Source organism: Paenibacillus nanchangensis, from assembly GCF_046543445.1.
Lineage (GTDB): Bacteria > Bacillota > Bacilli > Paenibacillales > Paenibacillaceae > Paenibacillus_AQ > Paenibacillus_AQ nanchangensis.
In genome coordinates this window covers 40,956-52,802 of record NZ_JBHOFD010000007.1, presented here as the reverse complement: position 1 = coordinate 52,802, position 11,847 = coordinate 40,956, and the positions used below count along the sequence as shown (strand labels likewise).

The window sequence follows — 11,847 nt, the reverse complement described above, 5'->3', positions numbered from 1 at the left end:
ACAAGATTTGCGGCGCGCAGCCGCATCATCCCTGTTCAAAAAACAGGATGAGTTTTCCTATGGCAATTGTATCACAGCCCGGGGGCCGAGCGGTTTTTTTCTGCGTAAAATAGCGTGGTTATTTTTAACAAATATTAGGTTGTGGAGGTAAAATGATGAATACATTAAATTCGGCTATGGATCTCGTACAATTTATAGGCAAGCTGGGCGATCTAAAAGAAGATCACTGGCACATCACCTTAGAGCTGTGCGCCGTTGTGGAGCTGCTGATCGAAAAAGGCATCATTTCCCGTGAAGAGCTGGAGCGCAAAACCGCCGAGCTTGACCGGCTTACAGATCGCTCACCTTATCCCATGGCGTAGGTTTGTCGTAATAGGTATCACAAATCTTGAACTCGCTGTCTTTATAAAAACATCCCCGGTCTTCCATCGCACCGCGCACCGACATCCGGGCCAGATCGATCATGTTGTGATCCAGGCTCAAATGGGCCAAATATGTCCGTTTCGTCCGTCCGGTCAAAATCTCGCTTAGCGCCGCACCTGCCGCGTCATTTGAGAGGTGGCCCATATCGCCCAATATCCGGCGTTTGGTGTTCCATGGATAACGTCCCATCCGCAGCATTTCGATATCATGGTTCGCTTCAAGCACCAGCACATCGGAGCCTTCAATTGCCCGCATCACCTTGTCGCTGACGTATCCCAGATCGGTGGCCACACTGAGTTTCTCGTTGCCGTCATAAAAGCAGTAGCCCACCGGCTCGGCCGCGTCATGCGACACGGGGAACGATTCCACCCGCATGCTGCCAAAATCCCGGTGTTCTCCCGTCTCCAGCACGAACCGCTGGTTGTCCGCAATCGTCCCCAGGCTGTGCTCAATCGCCTTCCACGTACGGGTATTGGCGTAAATCGGCAGCTCATATTTGCGGGCCATCGCGCCCAGTCCCTTGATATGGTCGGAATGCTCGTGGGTGACGAGAATGCCGTCGATCTCGCGGCCTGTCAGCTCCCGCATCGCCATCAGCTCATCGATCCGTCGGGCGCTGAGTCCCGCGTCGATCAGCAGCGTCGTCTCTCCGTTACGCACGACCGTTGCATTCCCCGTCGATCCGCTGGACAATACTGTAAATGATATCCCCATGTTTCTCTTGCTCCTTTTGTCTACTCTGTTGTCTTCGGGCTGATCACGTCACCGCTGATCCCGTCCACATAATACGTATTGCCGCTTTCCAGCATAAACCGCCACATCGGCGCGGCCACCTGGCTCTCCGAGTTAAACAGCTCGCCGTAATAACCCAGCTCAATTTCCTTTACCGTCGTCTCCGGCGGGAACTTCTCAATCAGGCTTGTCAGCGCCTTGGAGGCAGGCAGCACCTTTTTCACCTCACCGTCCGTCTCGCTGAACTCAATATGCGGATGACGGTAAGCGACAATCTTTTGATCCTCGTACAATAATTCCAGATTGACCCGGAACAGCGGCCACCGCCCATCCACCAGCGGGTGGAGAACATATTTGCCGCTTTCGCTTTCAAGCTGGTCGAACCAGTAATCCCCGATGTCGGGAATTTCCTTCTCCAAAGCCTCCGTCAAATCGCTGAAGGAAAAAAACATCAGCTGGCTGTCAACCGGCTCCTTCAACCGCACCGGCTCGTCCGGCTGCGAATAACGGTACGACAGGCCTGGAAGCTCGGGCGTCGCAGCCGGAATAGGGCTGAGCACCCTTATCCGGTTCTCTTCCATCAGCTGCTGCGCGCTGCCGGACAGGGACGTAAAATCGAGATTGGCGCTCGCCTGATCGCGCAGGTCCATCCACAGCTGATATCCCAGCAGCATATTGAGCAGCAAAAAGGCGTAAATCAGCACATTTTTGGCCCGTCCCCAGTCCATCCGTTATCCCTCCTTGGCGGCCTCCGTACTTTCAGCCGGTTCTCCATCCAGTTCAACTATCAGCTATTCAATTAACAACGACGTTCCGTCACTCAAAATCGCTCGCCACACCGGCGTCAGCCGAAGCTGCTTGTCTAACAACACCGGCTTATACGCAGGGCTCAAATCCCGGATTCGCGAACCCTGCGCTACACTGGCTAACTTATTGCGCAGCGCGTCTCCGCCTGGCAGCTGGACCGTCCGTTTCACGGCTTTATCCTGCTCGGTATATAACAGCGACCGCTCATAAAATGCAATCGAACCCTGCTGAAGCGTCAGCCGGATTTGGCCGAACCGGAGATCCGGCGTGTCCACCACCGGAAAAGCACCATACGGAAACGACCGGTAATACTGGCGGAAGTTCACCAGCCGTTCGGTGTCGGTTCCTTCTTCAGCGGCTGTTTCCAGCCGGTAGGTGCCGTTCCAGCCGCCGTGCTGGTTTACGAAATCGACTGCCTCCAGCACATCTTTGGCCGGCGTGCTGTCTCCTGCGGGCAGCGCGGCCGGATCGCTGTAGCTCATCCAGCTCTGGCCTTGATCCACCTGCAGACTGCGTTTGCTGTCGGTGTAGATTTCCGAGCCGTCTTTTTCCCTAATATACCGCGTGCTTCCGGCATCAAAAAACAAGCTGCTCTGCATCTGTTCAATTGTATATAACCCGGACGGCATGGTTACATCGGTTACCGTCACTTCCCCTTCCGGAAAGTAATATTCACTACTCTCCGTTGTATACGGCGTCCAGCTGTCTCCAAAATCCACGTGCTGCTGTACGTCCTGGATAGTCAAATCCGCTTTGGCCGCCTCATAAACGACATCCCCTTTGCTGCTGAAGAACACCGCATGCGCCTTGCCGTTATTTTTGTCGTTGTAAATCCAGATGCGGTTGATGCTCTCCACAGCAAACAGCGAATCGGGGTCCACCCGCATGATTCTCTCCAGCAGTGTCACCGGTATGCCCGCGCCAAACGTCAGCTCCATCCCCGGGTTTTCTTCCCGGATCTGGCTCCAGTTAAAATCATGAACTGAATGACGCTGAAAGCTGCTGAAGTTGCGGCCCTGCAGCCGGTTCATGATCAGATCGTAAAATGTCGACCTCGGATAGAACAGCGTATGCCGTCCACCGCCTAGATGGATGACCAGCTTCTCCGGATACAGCAAATTGTCGGCTTTTTCTTCCGATCCCATATTGTCTGTCTTAACATAGGCATTCTCCGACCTCACAGCCGAGTCGCCGCCCGGCAGCCGGTAAATCAGAAAATAGCTTTGGACAAGACTCATCAGCACAAGCAGGCCAAGCGTCCACGATTTGATTTTCTCCTTCATGCCGAATCCCCCTTCGGCTCGTTCATCGGCAGGGTGAACGTGACCTTCGAGCCTTTATCCAACTCGGATTCCAGTATGATCGAGCCTCCGTGCGCCTTTACAATTTCCCGGGCAATGGAAAGGCCAAGTCCGGTACCGCCCATGTTGCGTGAACGCGCCTTATCCACCCGGTAAAAACGTTCGAATATCCGCTCGATGTCTTTTTTCGGAATTCCGATACCCGAGTCCTTGACCGAAATGGCCAGCATACCGTCATCGCTCCGGCCAGCCTCCAGCTCAATCGTTCCGCCCTCTGGCGTATACTTAAGCGCGTTGGACACCAGATTGCCCAGCACCTGGTCGATCTGGTCCCGGTCCAGCCAGGCGGTTGTCACCCCGCTGCGCACACGCGTGCTGATGCGGATACGCTTCTGCCGGATCTGAAGTGAAAACCGGTCGGCGACATCCTCCAGCATTTCGCCCACATCGGTCTGCTGAATGCGCAGCCGCGCCTCCTTGGAATCCAGCCGCGACAGATGCAGGAGATCGGTGACGAGCCGGATCATCCGCTCCGTTTCGCCCCGGATAACGCCCACGAACCGCGACGCAAGCTGGGGATCTTCCAGCGCCCCGTCATCCAGTGCTTCCGTGTAGCTTTTAATTGTGGTCAAAGGCGTCCGCAGCTCATGCGAGACATTGGCCACAAATTCGCGGCGGGACTGCTCGAGATTCTCTTGTTCCGTTACATCCTGCAGCACGGCAATCGTGCCCGCCATGCCGCCTTCGCTCCGGTGAATCGGCGTAAACGTCACGCGGACGATATATGTCTCCCCGTCCTGCCGGGACGTCAGCTTGAGCAGCGAGGAATGGGGGTTGCCGCTCGACAGCGAAACCAGCTGCTCCGGCTCCAGGCTGAGCAGCCGGTCCAGCGACTCGCCTTCCGGCTGGCCTTCCTCGGGCAGGCCCAGCATCATCGCGGCGCGCCGGTTCATCAAAATGACGACGCCATGTTCGTCAGTCGCCACCACGCCGTCGCTCATATTGGTCAGGATGGAGGCAAGCTTCTCCTTCTCTTCTTCGTTCTGGGACAGCGCGCCCCGCAGCCGGACGGTCATATAATTAAAAGCTTCGCTCAGCTGGCCAATCTCGTCATTGCCGAAAATCGGCATTTTCCGGTTAAACCGGCCTTCGGCCAGCGCCGTGGCGTGCCGTGTCATTTCTTTGATCGGCTGGGTAATCGTGTGGGCCAGAATGACGCCCAACACAGCCGTCAGCGCCAGCGCAATCAGCAGGCCGGAGATAAACACGCTGTTGATCCGGCTCATCGTCGAATATAAATCCTTCATGCTGGCGGCAATGTAGACGGCTCCGATCGTTTTGTTACCCGACAGCACCGGTTTGGCCACTACCTTTTTGCGTACGTTATCCTCGCCAATAATGTATTCCTCGTTGTCGCTGATGCCCTGCAGCGCCCGGCTGACCACCGTCTGCGTATTGCGCCGGCCGACATATTCGCTCTGCGATGGCACCGAAGTCGTGATAATCCGTCCGCTGGCATCCAGCACCTGAATTTCCGCCCCGTTAATGTACAGGCTGTTAACGACATCCCGCAAATTATCCAGCGTTTCTTCGTCGGACGCGCCAGTTTCGGCGCCAAATTTGTCGGCCACAAGAATCGACAGCATTTCCGCCTTGGCCTTGAGGTCCTTCGAAAAATTATCCGTCAGCGAATTCTTCATCGAACTGACGAAATATACCCCAATCAGCTGCATGGCGATCAGGATAAGCAGTACGTAAATTATAATCAGCTTGGCCTGGATCGTCCGAAAAAAGGACAGCCCCTTCATCACAATCCTCCATGCTTCGGACTATGCATCAGGTAGCCGAGACCGCGCCTCGTAAAAATGTATTCCGGTTTGCTTGGATTCTTTTCGATTTTCTCCCGCAGACGCCGGATCGTCACATCCACCGTGCGGACATCGCCAAAATATTCGAACCCCCATACCGCCTGAAGCAGATGCTCGCGGGTCATCACTTTGCCGGCGTTGCGGATCATATAAAAAAGCAGTTCATATTCGCGATGGGTCAAATCCAGCGGCTCGCCGTCTTTGTACACCATGTACATATCCGTGTCGATGTAAAGGTCGAAGTGCTGAATGCCTTTGTCCGCGGGGCGGGTCTCCGGCGTTTCCTGCGGAGCGGGCTTATGCTGCCGCCGCATCTGGGCCTTCACCCGGGCAAGCAGCTCGCGGGTGCTGAACGGCTTGGTGACGTAATCGTCCGCTCCAAGCTCAAGGCCCAGCACTTTGTCGATTTCGCCGTCTTTGGCCGTCAGCATGATGATGGGAATATCCAGATGATTCGAGCGGACTTCGCGGCACACATCCATACCGTCTTTGCCCGGCAGCATCAAATCCAGCAGCATCAGGTCCGGCCGCTCGCTGAGCGCCAGCTCCACCGCGCTGTTGCCGTCAAAGGCGCAGATCACTTCGTATCCTTCCTTCTCCAGGTTAAACTTCAAAATATCGGCGATGGGCTGTTCGTCGTCCACCACCAGAATCGTTCCCATCCGCATTGTGTTCAGCTTCACCTTTCCATATCTCAACTTTTCCTTATCGAAACTCTGATTGAATCGCTTCCCGAAAACTTGGTAAGCGCAGCTTTGTGTTGATTCCCCTTTATTTTACCATACCTGTCCAGGCGTCACATCCTGCGAATCCGGTTTCTATGCAGTTAAATCCCTCCAACCGCCCGCTCATAAAAGAAGTCCGGACAGCGTTGGCGGCTGCCGGACATCAAAGTAAAGGAAACACCCTTATTTCGGGTTATATTCGTTAATTTAAGTATTTCATCGGATTCAAAGCACTGCCGTTTTTGCGGATTTCAAAATGCAAATGCGTGCCCGTCGACCGCCCCGTATTGCCCATGACGCCGATCTTTGCGCCCTGCTCCAGCTTCTGTCCGCTGGAGACCGCGATGCTGTTTAAGTGGCCGTACACCGTCTCGTAGCCGTTGCGGTGGTTCACGATCACCACATTGCCGTAGCCGCTCTGCTGGCCTGCAAAGGTTACCGTGCCGGCATCGGCAGCTTGGATCGTCCGGTTGCCCGAGACAAGATCGACGCCTTTGTGCGTGCGGCCCCATCGTTCACCAAACCGGCTGGAGATTGTGGCCCCGCTGACCGGCCAGGCAAACAGGCCTGAGCCTTGTCCGATGACTTTGGTTCCCCGGTAAACCACTTCAGGAAGCGAAGCCTTCACGACCGTCTGGCCGAGCCACTCCTCCTGCACCACCGTGCCATTTTCTTTGGTGACACGGTACTGCATCTGCTTCAGACCGGTTTGTCCAGGCCGGACCACCTTCGTCTTCCCTGCCGGAAGCTGGTCGCTTTTCCGGATTTCGACCTCCGGTTCGGTGACGATATCCTCTGTCACTTCCTCCACCGTGACCACAGTCATCGGCGGCTGCGGCACGGTCAGCTTCAGTTCGTCTCCAATCTGCATATACAACTCTTTGATTCCCGGATTGTTGGCGGTAATCTCCTGCTGGGATACCCCGAACCGCTGCGCGATTCCGGTAATCGTATCACCCTCCTGTACGGTGTATACCAGCGGAGCTTCTTTCCCCTCCGTCAGCGTCTTGACGGCTTCCTGCACATCCAGCACCTTGTTGGGATCGGCCTTAACCGGCGCGACGGTTACCTGCTCGCGGATTTTGACCGATTCGATCTCCCCCGCTTCCTCCGAGCCGGATGCGTCTGCAGCTGCCGAAGCAGCTGGAGCCGCGGATGCGGCCGCGGTTGGTACTGCGGATGCGGCGGTTGGGGCCGCAGATGAAGCAGCGGTCCGCTTTAAGCTGGCGCCTGCAGCGCCCTCCGTCTGCCCGCTTGCGGCCGGCAGGTAATGGCGCTTCACTTCCTCCAGGACGGCGGCGGCGGTGGCCTGGTCCTTAACGATGCCCACTGTCTCTCCGTCCACCTTCAGCTGCACGCCTACCGCATAGGCTTTTAACATGCCGTCCAGCTTCTGCAGCGTCTTGTCGCTTGCGATCTCCGGTTTGTAGGCGGTGTCTGCCTCTGTGGTGATGCCTTCGGTCTGCAGCACCATTTCCTGGCCAGGGTATTTATCCTGGTATTCCTTACGTTTCTGCTCAAACAGCGTATCCAGCTGGTCCGGATTCTCCAGTGTCCCGATTGCACTGCCGTGCAGCAGCACATGATAGTATGTAACTGTATGGGCGCCCACATAGGCTTTGCCTGCTCCCACGGCGCCTGCGGCCAGCATCACCAGTCCAGCTACCGCGCCGATCACCGCACGTTTGCGCGGTTTCCGTCCTCCGCTTGGCCGAAAGCCCGATCCGCTTTCCGCTACTTCCGCATCAGGGTTCTCCGCACCGGCATCCGCGGCGGCAGTTTGTTCCGTCCGCAGTTTCCCCAGCCTGCGCGTCCATTCTTTTGCCATGCTACTCTCCCTTTCCCGTTATGCCGACACCGCCCAGCGGGCGGCCAAGCCTAAATTGTACTTGTAAGTTAAGGCATTCACAGCAGCGTCTATTGGATAAATTTCTGTCATATTTGCAGGTATAAAGGTTACAAAATATTAACTTATTATAATCCTTGTTAACTTTACCATAGTCCCCGCAGCAATTTCAACTTTACCGAACATGGAAAAACCCGCATAAACCTGCGGGTTTTGGGAGAAGCGGCAGCGAAGCTGCTTGTCAAATATGGCAAAAAGCCGACTATTCCTCTGTCAGCGGAACTGCTGCGCCGCCTTGAATCATTTTCATAAGCTTTTCATATTCCTCGGGTTCGACATGCTTGGAAACAATGTCCTGGATTTCCTTCATTTCTTCGTGCGTCAAGCCGCCTTCCATCAGGGCGGAAATCGTCTGCATTTCCGTCTGAGGCAGTTTGGTCATCAAAATATTAAAGATCTGCAGCTTCTCATCGGCTGGCAAATTGTCTTTGATGTCCCCGATCGCGTCGGGTGTCATGACGAGCTCTGGGCTCGAATCCTCGTCCGATACGCCGCCCATCACCGGCAGGGCTCCATCCGGAGCATCGTCTGCGCCGGAAGACGGCTTTCCGGCGTTATCCGCGCCGACAGAATGATCTGCATCTGCAGCGTTACCTGCTGTTCTCCCGGAGGCTTCCGGTGTATTCGCTGCCCCCGCTGTCTGGTCGGCTCCATTCGCTCCGCCAGCTCCATTCACTCCATCTGCTTTACCTGCTCTATCCGATCCGCCTACTCCATCTGCTCCGTTTGCTCCCCCTGCTCCATCCGCCCGATTCGCACCTTCCACCTTGCCGCTGTTGCCGGACGCCGCACCGGCAGTTCCAGTTTCCTGCTCTTCCCCCTTCAGTCCAATCATCCCCCGGACCACTCCCGTTAATCCCGGGGCCGGAACATCCAGCGGAATCCCAAATCCGGCAAGAAGCGATTGTACGTACGCATTGACGATGAGTCCGGTTGTGAGGATTGACAGACCGCTGGCCAGCACCGCGGTCAGGCAGATGAGCAGCAGCCGCTTCGTTAATTTCACTAAGGTTCTCTCCTTTCCTGCTCCTGTCTACCAGTATTGACGGAGAGAGAGAAACGGAAACCTTATCGAAGCCATAGAGCGTTTCTTTTCTTAAAGTGAGCGGAAATCTCCGGCAGCTCTCAGCAGAACGGTTCTACATGCACAGCAGCATCAGCGTTAACGCAAACAAGCCGCCCCCAGTAAAAAGGGGCGGCTTGCTCGTTCAATAACTTATTCGTAGATAGGCATAACCTGATTTGTCTGGTTCCGGTTGCGTCCAACCGAAAAGATGGCGATCGGAATGCCGGTCAGCTCGGAGACCCGTTCCACGTAACGGCGGGTGTTCTCCGGCAGATCTTCCAGCGTCTTCGCACCGGTAATGTCTTCGCTCCAGCCCGGCAGCTCTTCGTACACGGCTTCGCATTCCGCCAGCATTTTCAGGCTTGCCGGATAATGCGTAATGACTTCGCCGCGAAACTTGTAGCCTGTGCAGATCTTCACGGTCTTCAGGCCGCTCAGCACATCAAGCGAGTTAAGCGAGAGGCCGGTGATGCCGCTTACCCGGCGCGCATGGCGCACTACTACGCTGTCGAACCAGCCTACGCGGCGGGCACGGCCGGTTACCGTGCCGTATTCGTGGCCGGTCTCCCGGATGTAGTCGCCGATCTCATCGTTCAGTTCCGTCGGGAACGGACCGTCGCCGACACGGGTCGTGTAAGACTTCGCCACACCGATCACCTGCTTGATCTTCGACGGTCCAACGCCGGAACCGATGCAGACGCCGCCGGCGGATGGATTCGACGAGGTAACGAACGGGTACGTGCCTTGGTCGATGTCGAGCATGACACCTTGGGCGCCTTCGAACAGCACTTTTTTGTCCGCATCGATGGCATCGTTCAGCACAACGGACGTATCAGTCACATAAGGACGGATGAATTCCGCATATTCCAGGTACTGCTTCAGCACTTCCTCAACATTAAGCGGCTCGGCGCCGTAAACCTGGGTGATGATCTGGTTTTTCTCCTGCATCAACTGGCGCAGGCGCAGCTCAAATTCCTCCGCGTCCATCAGGTCGGCGATCCGGATTCCGTTGCGCGCAGCTTTGTCCATGTAGCAGGGGCCGATGCCCTTACGGGTGGTACCGATTTTGTTAGGTCCTTTACGGTCTTCCTCAAGCGCGTCCAGCACCATATGATAAGGCATGATGACATGGGCCCGGTCGCTGATGACCAGGTTTTTTGTATCGAATCCATTCTCGTGGATATAGTTGATCTCTTCAATGAGCGCAGCCGGGTTAATGACCATGCCATTCCCGATTACACACGTTTTTTCCTTGTAAAACACACCCGACGGTATCAGGCTGAGCTTGAACTTTTTGCCGTCGATCAGAATGGTGTGGCCCGCGTTGTTACCGCCTTGGTAACGGGCGACCACCTCCGCGCTTTCTGCGAGAAAGTCCGTAATTTTGCCTTTGCCTTCGTCTCCCCATTGTGTTCCCACAACGACTACCGTTGACATGTTCATTCCTCCGTAGGTGCGGCTGTGGCACCATTATTTGTGACTCTTATGTGGGCCCCGCACTGTACCTGATTCGCGTACGCCGCCCCTGGTCGCTTTTAGCAGTTCATGGCGCTAAAGCACAATAAACAGTGTAACAGCCGACCCAGGTGAAGTCAAATAAAAACGAACGATCACACAAGTCTATGTGCAATCGTTCGGATATTGTCGTAGTCAGGGTCAGCCTGCAAACGGTTCGGCATGCGTCCGCTCGTAGTTGACGAACTTGTTGAAATTTTTCAGAAACACCAGCTCGACAGTGCCCACGGGGCCGTTCCGCTGCTTGGCGATGATGATCTCGATAATGTTCTTTTTTTCCGTTTCCTGGTTGTAATAATCATCCCGGTATAAAAAGGCGACGATGTCCGCGTCCTGCTCGATTGAACCCGATTCCCGCAGGTCACTCATCATCGGCCGCTTATCCTGACGCTGCTCCACGCCCCGGCTGAGCTGCGACAGCGCGATAACCGGCACATCCAGCTCTCTGGCGATCTGCTTCAGCGTACGTGAAATCTCCGATACTTCCTGCTGCCGGTTCTCGCCGCCTTTGCTGCGGCCCTGAATCAGCTGCAGGTAGTCGATCACAATCATTCCGAGGCCCTTCTCTTTCTTGAGCCTCCGGCACTTGGCCCGGATATCGGCTACGGTAACCCCCGGCGTATCGTCAATGTAGATTTCCGATTCGGACAGGGAGGCGATACCCATTGTCAGCTTGGACCAATCGTCGTCGTTCTTGAACTCCCCGGTCCGCATAATGTTTGCGTCCAGGTTCGCTTCGGCACAGATCATCCGCTGTACCAGCTGAGGCGCCGACATCTCCAGACTGAAGATCGCAACGGTCTCTTTGGCTCTGACCGCGACATTTTGCGCGATGTTAAGCGCAAACGCCGTTTTTCCTACAGACGGACGGGCGGCGACGATAATCAGGTCGTTCCGCTGGAACCCGTTCGTCATCTTGTCCAGATCGGCAAACCCGGACGGGATGCCGGATGTGTTGCCTTTGTTCTGGTGCAGCAGCTCGACCCGGTCGAACACCTGCATCAGCACGTCCCGGATGGCGATAAACCCGCTGCCGCTGCGGCGGTTGGATATCTCCAGAATCCGCCGCTCGGCGTCGCTGAGCATATCGGCGACATCCTCGCCGCCGGTGTAACCTTCACTAACAATCTGCGTTGCGGTCCGGATCAGCCGGCGCAGCATCGCTTTTTCCTCTATGATCTGGGCATAATAGTCGACATTCGCCGCCGTCGGAACAGCGTGGGCCAGCTTGGCAAGGTAGCTTACGCCGCCGATATCCTCGAGCTGGCCCCTGTCCTGCAGCCTGGAAGTTAAGGTGACCAGGTCAATCGGTTGGTTCTCTTCTCCGAGCTGTACCATCGCCTCAAAAATCATTTGATGCGCCTTGTCGTAGAAGTCTTCGGTATTGACCCGCTCCATCGCGGTGATCAGCGCTTCATCCTGCAGCAATACCGCGCCGATGACCGCCTGCTCCGCTTCCAGATTTTGCGGGGGAATCCGATCGAAAAAGAGATCTCCTCCCATC

Annotated in this window: 10 protein-coding genes; 1 reads left to right on the top strand and 9 read right to left on the bottom strand. The window is 55.7% G+C overall.

Features of this window, described 5'->3' with window-relative positions; translation table 11 throughout:
- Positions 1 to 155: 155 nt before the first annotated feature.
- The gene (locus ACE6ED_RS06960; protein WP_410826380.1) at positions 156 to 362 is read left to right on the top strand and encodes a hypothetical protein; all 207 of its coding nucleotides are present in this window, start codon (positions 156 to 158) and stop codon (positions 360 to 362) included.
- On the opposite strand, the gene ACE6ED_RS06955 is transcribed toward ACE6ED_RS06960, so the two are convergent.
- The 9 genes from ACE6ED_RS06955 to dnaB form a co-directional block, all read right to left on the bottom strand.
- Positions 331 to 1,137 (bottom strand): MBL fold metallo-hydrolase, encoded by an 807-nt coding sequence (locus tag ACE6ED_RS06955; RefSeq protein WP_410826379.1) that lies wholly within the window; start codon positions 1,135 to 1,137, stop codon positions 331 to 333. The two genes, ACE6ED_RS06960 and ACE6ED_RS06955, sit on opposite strands and share 32 nt — an antisense overlap.
- A 20-nt stretch (positions 1,138 to 1,157) precedes the next feature.
- Entirely contained in the window at positions 1,158 to 1,883 is a 726-nt protein-coding gene (yycI, locus tag ACE6ED_RS06950; RefSeq protein WP_410826378.1) for a two-component system regulatory protein YycI, read from the bottom strand.
- A gap of 63 nt (positions 1,884 to 1,946) precedes the next feature.
- Positions 1,947 to 3,245 (bottom strand): YycH family regulatory protein, encoded by a 1,299-nt coding sequence (locus ACE6ED_RS06945; protein WP_410826377.1) that lies wholly within the window; start codon positions 3,243 to 3,245, stop codon positions 1,947 to 1,949.
- Positions 3,242 to 5,071: a cell wall metabolism sensor histidine kinase WalK gene (walK, locus tag ACE6ED_RS06940; protein WP_410826376.1), complete on the bottom strand. Its 1,830-nt coding sequence runs from the start codon at positions 5,069 to 5,071 to the stop codon at positions 3,242 to 3,244. The genes ACE6ED_RS06945 and walK overlap by 4 nt, the downstream gene beginning before the upstream one ends.
- Positions 5,071 to 5,799 carry a response regulator YycF gene (yycF, locus tag ACE6ED_RS06935; protein ID WP_410826526.1) on the bottom strand — a complete coding sequence of 243 codons (729 nt, stop codon included), beginning with the start codon at positions 5,797 to 5,799 and terminating at the stop codon, positions 5,071 to 5,073. The genes walK and yycF overlap by 1 nt, the downstream gene beginning before the upstream one ends.
- A 259-nt stretch (positions 5,800 to 6,058) precedes the next feature.
- Positions 6,059 to 7,684 carry a peptidoglycan DD-metalloendopeptidase family protein gene (locus ACE6ED_RS06930; RefSeq protein ID WP_410826375.1) on the bottom strand — a complete coding sequence of 542 codons (1,626 nt, stop codon included), beginning with the start codon at positions 7,682 to 7,684 and terminating at the stop codon, positions 6,059 to 6,061.
- A 280-nt stretch (positions 7,685 to 7,964) separates the two neighbouring features.
- A complete protein-coding gene (locus tag ACE6ED_RS06925; RefSeq protein WP_410826374.1) occupies positions 7,965 to 8,768 on the bottom strand; it encodes a hypothetical protein in 804 nt (267 codons plus the stop codon).
- A 210-nt stretch (positions 8,769 to 8,978) separates the two neighbouring features.
- Positions 8,979 to 10,265 carry an adenylosuccinate synthase gene (locus ACE6ED_RS06920; RefSeq protein WP_410826373.1) on the bottom strand — a complete coding sequence of 429 codons (1,287 nt, stop codon included), beginning with the start codon at positions 10,263 to 10,265 and terminating at the stop codon, positions 8,979 to 8,981.
- A 219-nt stretch (positions 10,266 to 10,484) separates the two neighbouring features.
- Entirely contained in the window at positions 10,485 to 11,846 is a 1,362-nt protein-coding gene (gene dnaB, locus ACE6ED_RS06915; protein ID WP_410826372.1) for a replicative DNA helicase, read from the bottom strand.
- Position 11,847: the final 1 nt, after the last annotated feature.